This window comes from Nonomuraea bangladeshensis, from assembly GCF_039529455.1.
Taxonomy (GTDB): domain Bacteria; phylum Actinomycetota; class Actinomycetes; order Streptosporangiales; family Streptosporangiaceae; genus Nonomuraea; species Nonomuraea bangladeshensis.
On record NZ_BAAAMV010000012.1, the window covers coordinates 247103 to 262293 of the forward strand.

The window sequence follows — 15191 nt, forward strand, 5'->3', positions numbered from 1 at the left end:
TCTTGACGAGCCGGATACCCGGCCGCCCGTAGGCTGGCCCTATGACGTGCAGCCGGACCAGCCATGGTGCGGCCGGGTGACAGCGGTTCGATCCCGGGCGCGGCGATCGCGTCGTCCCGCCTGGACGACCTGCTGATCGAGGCCGTGTTCAGCGTCGGGGCCCACCTGGGCGCCGTCTACGTCCTGGATCCCGGCGACGGGCTGCTGAACATGGAGGCCTCGGTCGGGGTGCCGGTCGCCACGGCCAAGGCGTGGGCGCGGCTGCGGACGAGCGACCCCGCGCCCGTCGCGCTCGCCGTACGCGAGCGGCGGCTGCTCTGGCTCGGCGACCGGGTGGCCCTGGCGCGTGCCTTCCCCGCGGCGGCGCTGGCGCTGCCCTACCACTTCGGCCTCGCCGCCGTCCCGCTGTGCGCCGACGGGGCCGCCTGGGGCGCTCTGATCCTGGGCTGGCCGACCGGCGGCGAGAGCGAGCTCCCCCGGCGCCTGCGCGACGCGATCGACGACGTCGGCGCGCGGATGGGTCACCTGCTCCAGCAGGCGCACGCGCGTGGCCAGCCGGTCGCCCCGCATCCGCAGCCCCGGGTGCTGGACCCGGTCCGGGCGCACCCACCCGGCCCGTACGCCGGGCTGACCGCGATCAGCTGCCTCAGCAGCCTGCCGGAGGGCTACTGCCATCTGGACGGGCACGGCCAGGTGACGCTCGTGACGGCGGCGGCGGCCGAGCTGCTCGCCTGCCGGCCGTCGGAGATGCTCGGCAGGCGCTTCTGCAAGGCGCTGCCCTGGCTGGACGACCCCGTCCACGAGGACGGCTACCGCTCGGCGATCATCAGCCACCGGCCCACGGCGTTCACCGCCCGCAGGCCCGACGGGCGGCTGCTGTCGTTCCACTGTTATCCCAGCCTGCCCGGCGTCACGCTGCGGATCACGCCCGCCGACGACCACGGGCCCGTCGCCGAGGACGCCGGCGACCGGGCCGGCGTGACCGGCCTGCACGACCTCCTGCAGCTCGCCACCGCCCTCGCCAGGGCGACCACCGCGCAGGACGTGGTCGCCCTGGTGGCCGACCGGGTCCTGCCGGCCTGCGAGGCGCAGGCGATGGCCATCCTCACCTGGGACAGCGGCCGGATGCGGGTGGTGGCCGCGCGCGGCTACGGCCCGGAGGACCTGGAGTCGTTCAACGGGCGCCCGGTCGGCCTCGTGGCGCAGGGCGACGAGGCGGCCCCGGCGTTCTACGGCAGCGAGGACGAGCTCCGCGCGGCCCATCCCGAGGCGGGGCCCACCGGCGGCATGAACGCCTGGACGATGCTGCCCCTCGTGGCGCTGGGCCGCTCGATCGGCATGTGCCTGCTGGCGTGGGACCGCCCGCACGAGTTCGGTGCGGAGGAACGGGCCATGCTGAGCGCGATCGGCGGGCTGGTCACCCAGGCGTTCGAGCGGGCCTGGCTGTACGACCACAAGCACCAGCTCGCCCAGTCCCTCCAGTCGAGCCTGCTGCCGAAGGACCTGCCCGCGTTCCCCGGCCTGGAGGTGGCCGCCCGCTACGTCCCGCTGACGCCGGGCATGGACATCGGCGGCGACTTCTACGACCTGATCCGGCTCGACGACTGCCTGGCCGGGGCGGTCATCGGCGACGTCCAGGGCCACGACATGACCGCCGCCGCGCTGATGGGCCAGGCCCGCACCGCCATCCGCGCCCACGCCGCGGCCGGCACGAGCCCGGGAGAGGTGCTCGCGCGCACCAACCGGCTGCTCACCGCGCAGACCCCCGAACGTTTCACGAGCTGCCTGTACGTCGCCTTCGACCTGCGCCGCCGCGTCGCCCTCCTGGCCAGCGCCGGGCACCTGCCACCGGTGCTCGGCCTGCCCTGCGGCTCCGCCGAGATCATCGACCCCGCCTCCGGCCTGCTGCTCGGCATCGACCCGGACGCCGAGTACGCCACCACGACCGTGAACGTGCCGCCCGGGGCCACCCTCGCCCTCTACACCGACGGCCTGGTGGAGGTGCCCGGCGGCGACCTGAACGACGGCATCGCCGCCCTGGCCGCCCGGTTCGCGCCCACCCCCGGCCACTCGCTGGACGACCTGGCGGACGACCTCATCGCGGCGGCCGGCGAGGAGGAGCGGCGTACGGACGACAGCGCCCTGCTGCTCCTGCGCAGCGCCGCGCCCTCCTGACGGGGTGTGAGCGGGGCCGGTCGCGGGGAGACCTGCCCGGATGGGAATGGTCGGCATGGGGGCGGCCGGCGCCGCGGAATGGTTCGCCGGGCAGGGCTGGATCCAGCTGGGTGAGCTGGCCCTGGCCCTGCTGCTGTCCGCGCTGATCGGGCTGGAGCGTGAATCCCGGCAGAAGAGCGCCGGGCTGCGTACGCACACGCTGGTCGGCTTCGCCTCGGCGCTCATCGTGATCGTGTCCAAGCACGGCTTCTCCGACGTCCTCGGCGAGCACGTCACGCTGGACCCTTCACGGGTGGCCGCCCAGATCGTGTCCGGGATCGGCTTCATCGGCGGCGGCCTGATCTTCGTCCGGCGTGACGCGGTGCGGGGTCTCACCACGGCCGCGGTGGTCTGGCTGACCTGCGCGGTGGGCATGGCCGCCGGCTCCGGCCTGTGGCTGCTGGCCGTCGTGGTGACCGCCGGTCACTTCCTCGTGGCGTTCGGCTTCCCGCCGCTGGAGGCCCGGCTGGCGCGCTCGCGCTACAGCCAGGCGCGGCTGCGCGTGACGTACCTGGACCGCCGGGGGGCGCTGCGGCAGGTGCTGTCCCTGTGCACGGAGCGGGGGTTCGTCATCGCGGAGCTGAGCATGGAACGCCACCGCGAGGGCCATGACCCGCACGTCATCTCGATCTGGCTGGTCGTGCAGGGCTCGGGCGCGATCGGCCCGCTCATCGCGGAGCTGGCGGAGGTCGAGGGCGTCCTCGCGGTGTCGAGCGCCGAGATCGAGGGGACGGTCGTCTGACCCCTCCGTCCTGAGAGGTCAGACGACCGGTCCGGCTACCCCAGGACGGGGTAGTTCGCGCGCAGCACGCCGTGCGGGTCGCGGGCGCGCTTGATCTCCCTCAGCCGGTCGAGCGCCGCCGCGGGGAAGGCCTGCTCGGCCCGCTCGCCGACGCCCAGCATCGTGTACGGCTTGCGCCCGCTGACCACCCCGCCCAGCTCCTCGGCGAGCGCGGCCTGCCGGGCGCCGACGGCCGCCGCCTGCGCGGGCTCGGCCGCCGGCCCGAACATGTAGACCAGGTACGGCTCCGTGACCGGCCCGCTCGGCCCCGCGCCGGGACGTTCCACGGCCAGCGCGCCGCCGAGGTGCCTCACCTGCAGCCCGAACATCGGCTCGACCGGCTCCTCCGCCAGCACCTTGGCGGTCACCTCGTCCACGGCGGTGAGCAGCTCGGTGCGCCCGCGGCCGGGCGAGGGGTCGGTGGGGTCGCCGGCGATGTCGCCCAGGTCGGCCACCGCGACCTGACCCCGGTCGTCCACGGCCAGGTCGCCGATCCGGCCGAGGCGGGCAAGCAGCGCCCGGCCCTCGGCCTCGTCGCCGAGGAAGGCGACGTCGATCCCGACCATGGGCGGGGCCTGCGGGAGCCGTACCCGGCCGAACCAGGCGGTCAGCTCGTCCGGCGCTTCGGCGGTGAGCTCCAGGAAGGCGTCGAACACCTCGCGGGCGCGGTGGCCCTGCCACATCATGCGGCCGCCGTACAGGGCGGGCGCCGGATACAGGTCGAACTCGACGGCCGTGACCAGCGCGAAGTCGCCGCCGCCGCCGCGCAGCGCCCAGAACAGGTCGGGGTCGGAGTCCGCGGTGACCCTGGCCTGCTCGCCGTCGGCGGTGACCACGTCGAAGGCGCGCACGCTGTCGGCGGCGAAACCGTGCCGGCGGCCGAACCAGCTCAGGCCGCCGCCGAGGGTGTAGCCGGTCACGCTGACCACGGGGCTGCTCCCGGCCAGGCCGGTGAGGCCGTGCGGGCCGGCCGCCGCCAGCACCTTGCCCCATTTCGCGCCCGCGCCGACGCGGGCGGTGCGCGCCTCCGGATCCACGCCGACCTCGTCCAGCGCGCCGGTGCGCAGCAGGATCACGCCGTCGGCGGCGCCGGAGGCGCCGTGTCCGCTCGGCTGGGCGGCCACGGCGATCCCCTGGCGGCGCGCGTACGCGACGGTCGCGGCCACGTCGGCGGCCCCCGCCGCCTCGACCACGGCGGCCACCCGCTGCTCCACCGACAGGTTCCACGGCCGGGACGCCTGCTCGAACCCGTCGTCACCGGGCAGCAGCACCCGGCCCTCGGCGACCGTGCGCAACTCGGTGTGCGTCATTTCCCATCACTCCTTCAGCTCGCCCCCGTGCGGAGGACACCCTTTTGACGATCAGCGACGCGCGGGCGTGACCATCGGGAGGGTGACATGCGTCACAGTGCATTGCTGGGAACGGTCCGGAAATCGACGTTCCGTCATCCGCCGAAAACACATCGCGTCATTTCCACGCAAAGCAATTCCGGGATGACGCCATGTCACTTACGAAGCGAAATACGGGCGCTCGTCTTTCGGCCGCGTCTGGAAGGATCGAAGGAAGCGAAGGGAGGCTTTTGTGATGGCATTGGCGAATGTCGGCTTACGACGCTTGCTCGTGGACACGGGCGAGCCCCGGGACTGGGTGAGCCCACGGACGGACCTCGTCACGGCGCTGCTGGGCGTGTGGTTCGGCATCGGCCTGATGATCGACGCCTGGGCGCACACCAATCTCGCGGGCGAGCTGGAGACGTTCTTCACCCCCTGGCACGCCGTTTTCTATTCGGGATTCGCGGCGGTGTCCGGCTGGATGGTGTGGCAGGCGTGGCGCAACGTACGCGCGGGCCGGCAGGGCCTCGCCGCCGTGCCGCGCGGATATCTGGCGGGACTCGTGGCGATTCCGGCATTCGCCGCGTTCGGCTTCGCCGACATGATGTGGCACACGCTGCTCGGCATCGAGACGACCGTGGACATCCTGTTCAGCCCGTCGCACCTGGGGCTGATCACGACGATGCTGCTCATCATCACCACGCCACTCCGCTCCGCCTGGAACGCCCCCGACGTGGGCGCGCGCCCGTCGCTCGGGCGGCTGCTGCCCGCGCTGGTGGGGCTCGCGTTCGCGACCACGCTGGTGTCGCTGTTCCTGTCGTACGGTGACGCCATGCAGTGGCGGCCGGCCCGCATCGTCGAGGCGTTCTCCATCATGGACGACGGCGGGGCCGAGCGGCTGGCCACGGCGATGGTCATCAGCAACGTCATCCTGCTGGCCCCGGTGCTGCTGCTCCTGCGCCGCTGGGAGCTGCCCTTCGGCGCGATGACCCTCATGTACGCGGTGGCGACCCTGATGTCGGGCGCGCAGACCGAGTTCGGGAACGCGCCGGTCCTGCTGGCCGTGGTGGGCGGGGGCCTGGTGGGCGACCTGCTGATCCGGTGGCTGCGGCCGTCGGCGGCGCGGCGCCGGGAGTACTGGACGTTCGCGGGGCTGTCGGGCTTCGCCACGTGGGCGCTGTACATCGGGGCGGCCTCGGCGGCGGGCGGCGGCCTCCCGGCCGTGCCCGAGCTGTGGACCGGCGCGCCGATCGTGGCCGGGCTGATCGGGCTGGTGCTCGGCGTGCTGTTCCTGCCGAACGCGACCGTGCCCGCCCCAGCCGGCGGGGCCGGGGCCGGTACGGGCGGCGGGGGCGCGGTCGGCACGGGCGGCGGCGTCGAGAAGGCATGAGGCTCGCCCGGCTGCTCGCGTTCGCCGCGCTCCTGGCGGCCCTGTTGTCGACGGGAGCGTCCCCGGCCGCGGCGCACAACGTCTCGGCCGGGGCGGACCTGCGCATCGCGCAGACGATCGCGGGCACGGAGCTCACGGTCGTGGTCAAGGGCACCACGCGGGTGCCCGGCCCGCTGCGGATCGGGATCATCGCCTACCAGCCGGTCACCGGCCTGCCGGTCGCCCTGGAGGTGCGGTCGGCCGAGGACGGGCGGACGGTGACGGGCGAGGCGGTGGCGGCGGCCGACCCGCGTTACGCGGAGCTGCGGGTGGAGCGGACCGGGCCGCACGTGCTCACGTTGCGCGCGGGCGGCGAGAGCGCCGTGGTGCCGTTCCGGGTCCTGGTGGAGCGGGGGTCGGGGGCGGAGCTCCTGATCTACGGCGGGTTCTTCGTGGCCGGGGTGCTGCTGGTGGGCGGGCTGCTCACCGGGGCCCTGGCCCGGCCGGGGCCGGCGATGGCGGTGGCGGCCGGGGCCGCGGCGGGGGTGACGGTGGCGGCGATGGTCATCGTGTTCGAGCCGATGGTGCCGCCGGGGCCGCCCGACGGGGCCGCGCCGCCGGTCACCGCCCTGGCCGGCGGGGGGCGGCCGTACGTGCAGGAACGGGTGGCGACGGAGCCGGCGCGGCCGGTCGCGGGAGAGGAGTTCACGTTGCGGGTGGATCTGGTGGACGGCTCCACCGGGCGGCCCGTGGACGACCTGACCGCCCACCACGAGGCGCTCGCCCATCTGGTCGTCACCAGTGAGGACGGGAGCTACTTCCGCCACGTCCATCCGCTGCGTACCGGTCCGGGGCGGCTGGAGGTCCGGCTGCGCGCCGACCGGCCGGGCCGCTACCTCGCGCACGCCGAGCTGGAACGCGAGGACTCCGGCGGCCAGCTCCTGGCGGCGAGCTTCGACGTGCACCGCTCAGGCGCGCAGTCAACCGCCGACGACGGCACGGGCAGCGACGCGAACGCCGGCAAGAGCGACGGCACTGGCGGCGGCGCGGGCAGCGATGCGAGCGACAGCACGGGCGGCGACGTGGGCGGTGGCGCGGGGACGGGCGGGGCGGTGCCGGTGGTGACGCCCGCTGTTCCGGTCGCCGGGCGGCCGGCGACCATCGAGATGGACGCGACCGGGCCGGTGCGGCCGTGGCTGGGCATGGCCGGGCACCTGATCGTGCGCGACCGCGACGGCGCCTTCCTCGGTCACGTGCACGAGATGGGCTCGCCGGGCTCCCGGCGCCTGCGCTTCACCTTCAGCTTCCCGGCCGAGGGAAGCTACCTGGCCTGGGTCCAGTACGCGCTGGCCGACCGCATCGTGACCGTGCCGTTCACAGTAGAGGTGAGCGCGCAGGAGAACGCGCGATGAGGCGGCGGGCCCTGATCGCCGCCGCCCTCGTCGCGGCCGCCGTGGTGATCTTCGTCGTGGGCCGGGGCACGGCGGCCGAGCCGCTGCGCGCGTCGGTCGCCGGCGCGCACTACGCCGCCACCGTCGTCATCGAGAGGCCCACGACCGGCCCGATCACCGTCGAGGTCGGGGTGACCTCCGGCGACGCCTACACGGTGGCGGTCTCGGCGGTCATGACCGGCATGGGCCATGCCACGTCGGAGCTGTCCGCCCGCGCGACGGCGCCGGGCCGTTTCGTCGCCGAGGGCGAGCTGTTCCTGATGAGCGGCGCCTGGGAGGTGTCGCTGCGGGTGAACGGCGCGGCGGGCGAGGAGACGCTGGTCGTCAACGCGCTCGTCACCGGCTGAGCCCTCCGGCTCAGTCCAGCCGGACGACGACCTTGCCCCGCACGCCGCCCGCCTCCAGGGCCCGGTGCGCCTCCGCGATGTCCGCCAGCGGGTACACGGTGTCCACGACCGGCCTGATCGCGCCGGACTCGACGTAGCGGGCGAGGTCGGCGAGGAGCCGGTGGTCCTGGGTCCCGCTGAAGACGCGCACCCGCCGCCGGCCGTGCACGACGGAGAGGACGACGTACGCCAGCGACGCGGCGGTCCGGTCGAGGTCGAAGGCGATCGCCACCATCCGGCCGCGCGGCGTCAGGAGACGGCGGTAGGCGGGGTGCTCGGTGCCCACGGTGTCCAGGACGACGTCGAAGGGCGCCAGGTCGGCCGGGCCGGTGGTGCGGTAGTCGTGGGCCTCGTGCGCGCCGAGCTCGCGTACGAGGTCGAGGTTGCGCGCCCCGGCCAGGGCGGTGACGTGGGCGCCGAGCGCCCGGCCGAGCTGCACCGCGACGACGCCCACGCCGCCGCTGCCGCCGCGTACGAGCAGGCGCTCGCCCGGCTGGAGGCGCGCCTTGTCGCGCAGGGCGGTGATCGCCGTGGTCCCCACGACAAGGGCCGCGGCCTCGGCCGGGTCGAGGCCGGCCGGGGCCGGGGACAGGTGGCGGGGGCGGATGGCGACGTACTCGGCGGCGGTGCCGAACGTCCGTCCCGGCCCGCCCCAGACCAGGTCGCCCACCTTGGGCCCGCGTACGCCGGGGGTGACGGCGACGACCTCCCCGGCGAGGTCGAGGCCGACGCGCTTCGGGAAGCCACGGCCCATCAGCCCGGTCACCGCCCGCAGCCGACCCGCCCGCCCGTACAGCTCGCCGCCGTTGACGCTGACGGCGCGCACACGCACCAGCACCTCGCCCGGGGCCGGGACCGGCCTCGGGAGCTCGCCCACGTAGAGCACGTCCGGGGGCCCGTACCGGTCGAAGAGGGCCGCGCGCATCTCACTCGCTGTGTCCATGAACGGGACGCTAGCCAACTAAACGGATAGCGCTGTCCATTTACGTTAAGGTGAGAAGCATGCCTGGTCATCCCTCTCAGTTGCGGGCGGACGCGCGGGACAACCGGCAGCGCATCCTCGACGCGGCCAGGGAGGCGTTCGCCGCGCGCGGGCTCGGCGTGCCGATGGCGGCCGTCGCGCGGCGGGCCGGGGTCGGCATGGCGACGCTCTACCGGCGCTTCCCCTCGCGGGAGTCGCTGATCACGGAGGTGTTCGCCGACGAGCTGACCGCGTGCGCGTCCTTGGTGGAGGAGGCGCTGGCCGACCCCGACCCCTGGCGCGGGTTCTGCGCGGCGATCGAGAAGGTCTGCGCGATGCAGGTCGTCGACCGGGGCTTCACCGAGGCGTTCCTGACGGCGTTCCCCGAGGCGGCCGACTACGAGCGCGAGCGCACGCGGGTCGAGGAGCACTTCGGCGAGGTCGTACGGCGGGCCAAGGCGGCCGGTCGGCTGCGCGCCGACTTCGCGATGGCCGACCTGATGCTGCTGCTCAAGGCCAACTGCGCGATCGCCACCGGGCCCGAGGAGGAGGCCGCGGCGGCGTCGCGGCGGCTGGTGGCCTACCTGCTGCAGTCGTTCCGCGCCGAGCACGCCGTGCCGCTGCCGCCGGCGCCGCCGCTCACCCTCGACAAGCTGATCGCCCGTTAGCCGCGTTCTCGGATCACGCAGCCGTCCTTGCCGAGGGCGAGGGATCCGGCCGCGCTCTCCGCCATCCGCCGATAGTCGGGGCATTGGGTGAAGTCGTCGGCGGTGCACCGCATGAGGTGCTCGATCAGCGCCTTGGATGCCGCGATCTCCTGGAGCCGGCGTTCCAGTTCGGCGTGGTGCCGCTGGAGGAGGGCCTGGCACTCGGCCCGACCAGCGACGGCGAGGACATCCCTGATCTGCTCCAGGCTCATGCCCGCCGCCTTGGCGCGAATGATCGTCAGGACGCGCACGACGTGGTCCCGGGTGTAGCGGCGGCGGCCGTTGACCCTGGTGGCAGGGGTCAGCAGGCCCATGGCCTCCCAGTGGCGCAGGACGTGCGGGGCGAGGCCGAACCGCTCCGCGAGCTCTCCGATCTGCATCCACTCGCTTGACTTCATGTTCACATTAACTTGCAGACTTGCCTCCACGTCAAGCGATCGCACACCGGCCGCCCGACCGTCATGCGGCGATGTGCTCCGGGCGGACGCCCAGGCCGATGAAGCGGCCCATCAGGTGGCGCAGCGGCGGCAGCGTCCGGAACGCCGTGAAGATCGCAGGCACGTGCCGGGTGGTGTCGTCGCCCAGGTCCTTGGGATAGAGGTCGCGCAGGATGCCGAGCTGGAAGGCCTGGGTGATCCTCGCGGCGCGCTCTCTGCGTGACTGCACCCGGGCCAGGTCGGCGTCCTGCGGCGTGCCGCCCCGGGCGAGGAGCGGGCCCAGCAGGTTGGCGGCGGCCACGGCGTCCTGGACCGCCAGGTTGATGCCCACGCCGCCGGCGGGCGACATGGCGTGGGCGGCGTCGCCGATGCACAGCAGACCCGGCCGGTGCCAGCGGGGTAGCCGGTCCACCCGTACGCTCAGCTGGTGCACCGCCTCCCAGTCGCGGATCTCCTCCACGCGGTCGCGCAGGGCCGGGGCCAGGTGCGCCACCCGGTCTCGGAACGCCGGCAGCCCGGCGGTCCTGAGCTCGTCGAAGGCGGCGGCCGGGATCGCGTAGGCGAGCTGCCAGAAGTCGCCGCGGTCGATGGAGATCAGTGCCCCCTTGCCGCCCTGGAAGAAGGGCACCTGGTCCTGCGGGCGGCGGGGCAGGCGGAACCACAGCACGTCCATGGGAGGCGAGGAGGCGACGGGGGTGAGGCCGGCGCGGGCCCGTACGGTGGAGTGGCGGCCGTCGGCGCCGATCACCAGGTCGGCCCGCACCTCGACGGGACCGTCGGCGGTGTCGGCCAGGACGCCGGTCACCCTCCCCCGGTCGGTGAGCAGTTCCGTGACCCGGGCGCGGCGCAGGAGGCGGAAGGAGGGGTAGGCCGTGGCCTTGCCGGCCAGGAAGTCCAGCACGTCCCACTGCGGCATGAACGCGATGTAGGGGCAGCGCACGTTCAACCGGCTGAAGTCGGCGAAGGTGACGTCCCGGCCGCCCATGTTGACCGCCACCTGCGGCATCTTGGCGTGCGGGAGGTCCAGGAACTCCTCGATCCAGCCCAGCTCGACGATCAGTTGCAGGGTGGAGGGGTGGACGGTGTCGCCGCGGAAGTCGCGCAGGAAGTCCGCGTGTTTCTCCAGGACGACCACCTCGACGCCCTGACGGGCCAGCAGCAGCCCGGCCATCATGCCCGCGGGACCGCCGCCGACGACACAGCATTGTGCGCGCATCTCATCCTTCTTCCGGGAACAGCAGCCCGACCAGGGCCGCGATGTCGATGGGGGTGCCCAGCCGCCGGTTGACGGCGACGGTGGCGAACAGCGTCCTGGCGGCCGTGACCGTGTCGTGCGGGCGCAGCTCGCCGGCGTCGATGCGGGCGAGCAGGAAGTCGCCGATGAGCCGCTGGCCCTCGCCCACCAGCGCCGCGAGCGGCGCGCGGGCCTGGACGGTGCTGAAGAACACCGCCATCAGCTCGGCGTTGTCGGCCAGCAGCCGGTCGAACGCCTCCAGCAGCTCGGTCAGCACCACGACGGCGGGACGGGTGTCGTGATCTTCCACGCGCAGCTCCCGCAGGCGCGGCAGGAAGCCCCGCTCCGACAGCAGCGTCTCCACCATCGCCTCCTTGCTGTCGAAGTAGCGGTACAGCAGGCCCGGGGTGACGTCGGCGGCCTGAGCCACGTCCTTGACCGTGGCCCCGTCCACGCCCTTCTCCGCGAACACGCGCAAGGCCGCGTCCAGCAGTTGCTCCCGGCGCCATACCGCCTGCTCGCTTCGTGACCTGGCCATGCCCTCACCTCGTTGAGTAAACGTTCATTCAATGTAGCACGCGCGGCGGGCGCCGGGCCCGCCGGAGAAGGCTTGAAGATCAGATGGTGGTGCGGAGGAACTCGCGGGCGCCGCGCAGCCTGGTGCGCAGCCGTCGCTTGGTCGCCGTGCAGTCGAGGCGTACGTCGGCGGGGCCGGCCACGCCCGACCCGGCGCGCAGGCCGGCCGGCAGCCGGGCCGGGTCGAGCCCGTCGCGGCGGGCGATCAGGCGGCCGAGTTCGTGGCGGCTCACCGCGTCGGGGCCGGCCACGTGGTGGACGCCGGCTTGCCCGGACGCGGCCAGCTCCAGCAGGGCCGCGGCGAGGTCGCTCACGTGCACGGGGCAGCGTACGTCGTCGGTGAACAGCACCCCGGCCGCCCGGCCCGAGGCCAGCGCGTGCACCCGGGCCTCCTGGGGCGAGCCGCCGTCGCCGATGATGAGGGAGGTGCGGACGACCGCCGCCGCCGGGTCGATGGCGGTTACGGCCACCTCGGCCGCCGCCTTGGCCGCGCCGTACGGGGAGATCGGGTCGGGCTCGGCGTCCTCGGCGTAGGTGACCGCCCTGCCCGAGAAGACGGCGTCGCTCGACACGTGGACCAGGCGGGCCCCCTGCGCGGCGCAGGCGAGCGCCACGTGGGCGGCGCCGGTCGCCGTCGTGGCCCAGTCGTCCTGCCGGTAGGCGGCGTTGACGACGACGTCGGGGCGCAGCGCCGCGAGCACGGCGGCCACGGCGTCCCGGTCGCGGACGTCGAGCGGCCGCCACTCGGCCTCCGCCGCCCGCCCGGGACGGCTGAAGCAGGTGGCGGCCACCCGGTGACCGGCCGCCCCGGCCTGCCGCACGAGCTCGCCCCCGAGGAACCCGCCACCGCCGACGATGGTGACCCTCACGCGCGCCCCCCTGGATCAGCCGGTGACCTCGATCCCGGCTCTCGCCAGTCGCCTCGTACGCGCACGCCGGCAGACTACTGCGACGATGATCCCCTTTCGGTAGATTCGGACTGATCAATGTGTTCGTCACCCGGAGGAGTCCCGTGACCGTTCCTCAGCTGACCGACGTGCATCCGGCGTGGCTGCCGCCGGAGGCGTTCCGGGCGATCGGCTCGCGCCAGGTTCTCGTGCTGGGCGAGGGCGCGCTGGTGGAGACGGTCCGCGAGGAGGTCGCGGCGGCCACGGCCCGCCACGGCGGCGGGCGGGCCGGCGCGGGGCCGGCCGGCTGCGTGCTCGCGCTGAGCGGCGCGGACGGCCTGCCGGAGCCGGCGCGGGCGGTCGCCGCCGAGGCCGGGCCCACCGGCGCGGAAGGGTACGCCCTGGCCCGCCGCGACGGCGTCACCGTCGTCGTCGCAGACGCCCCCGCCGGGCTGCTGTACGGGCTGTTCCACCTGGTACGCCTGGGCGAGACGGCCTTCGCGCCCGGGGACCGGCCGGTCGAGCGGCACGCGCCCGCCACGGCCCGGCGCATGCTCGACCACTGGGACAACATCGCCGTGCACCCCGTGATGGGCCAGGTCGAGCGCGGCTACGCGGGCGGCTCGCTGTTCTGGCGCGACGGGGAGCTGCGCGAGGACCTGACGCGGGTGCGCGCCTACGCCCGGCTGCTGGCCGCCGCCGGGATCAACGCCGTCGCGATCAACAACGTGAACGTGCACGCCACCGAGGCCCGCCTGCTGACCGACCGCCTCGGCGAGGTGGCCGCCATCGCCGCCGAGCTGCGCCCGTACGGGATCCGCGCGCACGTGTCGGTCGGCTTCGCCTCCCCCGTCGTCCTCGGCGGCCTGCCCACCGCCGATCCGCTGGACGAGGAGGTGCGCCGGTGGTGGGCGGCCGCCGCCGATCGGGTGTACGCGGCGGTGCCGGACTTCGGCGGGTTCGTGGTCAAGGCCGACTCCGAGGGGCAGCCGGGGCCGTTCGCGTACGGGCGCAGCCACGCCGACGGAGCGGCCGTCCTCGCCGCCGCGCTGGCCCCGCACGGCGGGGTGGTGCACTGGCGGGCGTTCGTCTACGACCACCGCCAGGACTGGCGCGACCGCTCCACCGACCGCGCCCGCGCCGCCTGCGACCACTTCGCCCCGCTCGACGGGCGGTTCGCGGACAACGTGATCCTCCAGGTCAAGCACGGCCCCATGGACTTCCAGCCGCGTGAGCCGGTCTCGCCGGTGATCGCCGCCATGCCGGCCACGAAGCTGGCGGTGGAGCTCCAGGTGACGCAGGAGTACACCGGCCAGCAGCGGCACGTGTGCTACCTGGCGCCGATGTGGAGCGAGCTGCTGGCCTTCCGCCCGTGGGGCGAGGAGGGCCGCGCCGTCGCGGACGTGGCCGTGCACGGGGGCGGGCTGGTCGCCGTCTCCAACGCGGGCGACGACCCCTACTGGACCGGCCATCCCCTGGCCCAGGCCAACCTGTACGCCTTCGGCCGGCTCGCCTGGGACCCCCGCCTGGACCCGGCCGCCATCCTCGACGAGTGGGCGGACCTGACCTTCCCGGGGAGCGCGGATGAGCTGCGCGGCACGCTGCACGCGATCATGGACGGGTCGTGGCGGACGTACGAGCGCTACACGGCCCCGCTGGGCGTCGGCTTCATGGTCCGCCCCGGCCACCACTACGGCCCGGACGTGGACGGCTACGAGTACACCCCGTGGGGCACCTACCACTTCGCCGACCGCGACGGCGTCGGCGTGGACCGCACCCGGGCCACGGGCACCGGCTTCACCGGCCAGTACCCGCGGCCGTGGGCCGACGTGTACGAGTCCCTGGAGCATTGCCCGGACGAGCTGCTGCTCTTCTTCCACCACGTCCCGTACGGGCATGTGCTGCGCGGCGGCTCGACGGTGATCCAGCACATCTACGACACGCACTTCGCCGGGGTCGAGGAGGTCTCAGCGATGCGGGCGCACTGGGACAAGCTGGACGGCTCGGGGCTGGTGGACCCGGCGTACCACGCCCGCGTCACGGAGCTGCTGGCCGAGCAGCAGCGCTCCGCCGAGGAGTGGCGCGACCAGGTCAACACCTACTTCTTCCGCAAGTCGGGCGTCCCGGACGCGCGCGGCCGCCGCATCCACTGAGGTTCAGGCGGTGAAGCGCTCCTCGACCTCGGCGGTCACCGGCCGGCTGTTCCTGAGCAGCGCGGCCGCGAACGCCGAGGCCAGCAGCGCCGTCAGCAGCTCGGTGCCGATCATGGTGACGCCGGCGGCCACGACCAGTAGGGACGTGTTCGCCAGCGCCGCCTTCGGATGGCGCAGCAGGAAGTAGGAGGCCAGGCGGGCCACGTCCACCGCGCGGAAGGCGAACAGCGAGGTGATCACCAGCGCGTTGCCGGCCCAGAGCAGGCCGCCGAGCGCGACGAGCACCAGCAGCCCGGCCCACCAGCCGGGCACCCCGGCCGCGCCGAAGTTGGCCAGGGTGGTGCCGACGACCGCCACGCCGGCCAGCCAGGGCGCCCAGATCTTCAGCGCCCCGGCGGCGTTGGCCCGGTAGCCGCGCCAGAACGCCGCCGCCGGGCGCAGGTCGGCGAGGTCCCGGCTGCGCCGGCGTAGCGCGTACAGGGCGGCCGACAGCGCGGGGCCCAGCGGCAGCGCGCACAGCGCCGCCAGCGGCACGTTGCTCGCGTCGCCGCCGAGCAGGGTCAGCGCGGCCAGGCCCGGCGCGGCGGCGAGCAGGAACATGGCCTCGACGACCATCAGGGTGTAGATGAGCGCGGCGGCGCGGGAGAGCGGCCCCTCTCCGAAGCGCGATCCGGCCGCCGCTCCCCCCGTCCGGGTGTTCATGG

14 protein-coding genes are annotated in these 15191 nt (G+C 74.4%); 7 read left to right on the forward strand and 7 right to left on the reverse strand.

Annotated features, from left to right (window positions below):
* The first annotated feature begins 63 nt into the window (after positions 1–63).
* Both ABD292_RS38465 and ABD292_RS38470 read left to right on the forward strand, forming a co-directional pair.
* A complete protein-coding gene (locus ABD292_RS38465) occupies positions 64–2175 on the forward strand; it encodes a SpoIIE family protein phosphatase (RefSeq protein WP_344216391.1) in 2112 nt (703 codons plus the stop codon).
* A 40-nt stretch (positions 2176–2215) separates the two neighbouring features.
* Entirely contained in the window at positions 2216–2956 is a 741-nt protein-coding gene (locus ABD292_RS38470) for an MgtC/SapB family protein (protein WP_344216393.1), read from the forward strand.
* Positions 2957–2991: 35 nt separating this feature from the next.
* Here the strand turns inward: ABD292_RS38470 and ABD292_RS38475 are convergent, their stop codons facing one another.
* Positions 2992–4305, reverse strand: a complete 1314-nt coding sequence (locus tag ABD292_RS38475) for an FAD-binding oxidoreductase (RefSeq protein ID WP_344216395.1) — start codon at positions 4303–4305, stop codon at positions 2992–2994.
* 310 nt (positions 4306–4615) lie between these two features.
* Between ABD292_RS38475 and ABD292_RS38480 the strand changes: the two genes are divergently transcribed.
* The 3 genes from ABD292_RS38480 to ABD292_RS38490 are packed head-to-tail and all read left to right on the forward strand — an operon-like array spanning position 4616 to position 7493.
* Positions 4616–5716: a hypothetical protein gene (locus ABD292_RS38480; RefSeq protein WP_344216397.1), complete on the forward strand. Its 1101-nt coding sequence runs from the start codon at positions 4616–4618 to the stop codon at positions 5714–5716.
* Positions 5713–7107: a hypothetical protein gene (locus ABD292_RS38485; protein WP_344216399.1), complete on the forward strand. Its 1395-nt coding sequence runs from the start codon at positions 5713–5715 to the stop codon at positions 7105–7107. Before ABD292_RS38480 ends, ABD292_RS38485 begins: the two co-directional genes overlap by 4 nt.
* Complete coding sequence (locus tag ABD292_RS38490) at positions 7104–7493, forward strand: hypothetical protein (RefSeq protein ID WP_344216401.1); 390 nt, start codon at positions 7104–7106, stop codon at positions 7491–7493. Before ABD292_RS38485 ends, ABD292_RS38490 begins: the two co-directional genes overlap by 4 nt.
* A gap of 10 nt (positions 7494–7503) precedes the next feature.
* Here ABD292_RS38490 and ABD292_RS38495 read toward each other — a convergent pair whose 3' ends face one another.
* Positions 7504–8457: an NAD(P)-dependent alcohol dehydrogenase gene (locus ABD292_RS38495; RefSeq protein ID WP_425565238.1), complete on the reverse strand. Its 954-nt coding sequence runs from the start codon at positions 8455–8457 to the stop codon at positions 7504–7506.
* Positions 8458–8534: 77 nt separating this feature from the next.
* Between ABD292_RS38495 and ABD292_RS38500 the strand changes: the two genes are divergently transcribed.
* A complete protein-coding gene (locus ABD292_RS38500; protein ID WP_344216405.1) occupies positions 8535–9161 on the forward strand; it encodes a TetR/AcrR family transcriptional regulator in 627 nt (208 codons plus the stop codon).
* Here ABD292_RS38500 and ABD292_RS38505 read toward each other — a convergent pair.
* The 4 genes from ABD292_RS38505 to ABD292_RS38520 all read right to left on the reverse strand — a co-directional run bounded on the left by ABD292_RS38505 (position 9158) and on the right by ABD292_RS38520 (position 12316).
* Positions 9158–9598 carry a MerR family transcriptional regulator gene (locus ABD292_RS38505; RefSeq protein ID WP_344216407.1) on the reverse strand — a complete coding sequence of 147 codons (441 nt, stop codon included), beginning with the start codon at positions 9596–9598 and terminating at the stop codon, positions 9158–9160. The genes ABD292_RS38500 and ABD292_RS38505 overlap by 4 nt on opposite strands.
* 61 nt (positions 9599–9659) lie before the next feature.
* Positions 9660–10853 carry an FAD-dependent oxidoreductase gene (locus ABD292_RS38510; RefSeq protein ID WP_344216409.1) on the reverse strand — a complete coding sequence of 398 codons (1194 nt, stop codon included), beginning with the start codon at positions 10851–10853 and terminating at the stop codon, positions 9660–9662.
* Position 10854: 1 nt separating this feature from the next.
* Positions 10855–11409, reverse strand: a complete 555-nt coding sequence (locus ABD292_RS38515; protein ID WP_344216411.1) for a TetR/AcrR family transcriptional regulator — start codon at positions 11407–11409, stop codon at positions 10855–10857.
* Positions 11410–11488: 79 nt separating this feature from the next.
* Complete coding sequence (locus ABD292_RS38520; RefSeq protein ID WP_344216413.1) at positions 11489–12316, reverse strand: sugar nucleotide-binding protein; 828 nt, start codon at positions 12314–12316, stop codon at positions 11489–11491.
* Positions 12317–12459: 143 nt separating this feature from the next.
* Here ABD292_RS38520 and ABD292_RS38525 point away from each other — a divergent pair, with 143 nt between their 5' ends.
* On the forward strand, positions 12460–14487 hold the full coding sequence (locus ABD292_RS38525; protein WP_344216415.1) for an alpha-glucuronidase: 2028 nt from the start codon (positions 12460–12462) through the stop codon (positions 14485–14487).
* A 3-nt stretch (positions 14488–14490) separates the two neighbouring features.
* Here the strand turns inward: ABD292_RS38525 and ABD292_RS38530 are convergent, their stop codons facing one another.
* The gene (locus tag ABD292_RS38530) at positions 14491–15189 is read right to left on the reverse strand and encodes a YesL family protein (RefSeq protein ID WP_344216417.1); all 699 of its coding nucleotides are present in this window, start codon (positions 15187–15189) and stop codon (positions 14491–14493) included.
* Positions 15190–15191: the final 2 nt, after the last annotated feature.

What these genes read in the sequence shown, in the direction of transcription:
- ABD292_RS38515 (WP_344216411.1), bottom strand. Translation starts at nt 11,409, where the DNA reads ATGGCCAGGTCACGAAGCGAGCAGGCGGTATGGCGCCGGGAGCAACTG.
- ABD292_RS38465 (WP_344216391.1), top strand. Translation starts at nt 64, where the DNA reads ATGGTGCGGCCGGGTGACAGCGGTTCGATCCCGGGCGCGGCGATCGCG.
- ABD292_RS38500 (WP_344216405.1), top strand. Translation starts at nt 8,535, where the DNA reads ATGCCTGGTCATCCCTCTCAGTTGCGGGCGGACGCGCGGGACAACCGG.
- ABD292_RS38475 (WP_344216395.1), bottom strand. Translation starts at nt 4,305, where the DNA reads ATGACGCACACCGAGTTGCGCACGGTCGCCGAGGGCCGGGTGCTGCTG.
- ABD292_RS38510 (WP_344216409.1), bottom strand. Translation starts at nt 10,853, where the DNA reads ATGCGCGCACAATGCTGTGTCGTCGGCGGCGGTCCCGCGGGCATGATG.
- ABD292_RS38495 (WP_425565238.1), bottom strand. Translation starts at nt 8,457, where the DNA reads ATGCGCGCGGCCCTCTTCGACCGGTACGGGCCCCCGGACGTGCTCTAC.
- ABD292_RS38530 (WP_344216417.1), bottom strand. Translation starts at nt 15,189, where the DNA reads ATGAACACCCGGACGGGGGGAGCGGCGGCCGGATCGCGCTTCGGAGAG.
- ABD292_RS38485 (WP_344216399.1), top strand. Translation starts at nt 5,713, where the DNA reads ATGAGGCTCGCCCGGCTGCTCGCGTTCGCCGCGCTCCTGGCGGCCCTG.
- ABD292_RS38505 (WP_344216407.1), bottom strand. Translation starts at nt 9,598, where the DNA reads ATGAAGTCAAGCGAGTGGATGCAGATCGGAGAGCTCGCGGAGCGGTTC.
- ABD292_RS38490 (WP_344216401.1), top strand. Translation starts at nt 7,104, where the DNA reads ATGAGGCGGCGGGCCCTGATCGCCGCCGCCCTCGTCGCGGCCGCCGTG.
- ABD292_RS38470 (WP_344216393.1), top strand. Translation starts at nt 2,216, where the DNA reads ATGGGAATGGTCGGCATGGGGGCGGCCGGCGCCGCGGAATGGTTCGCC.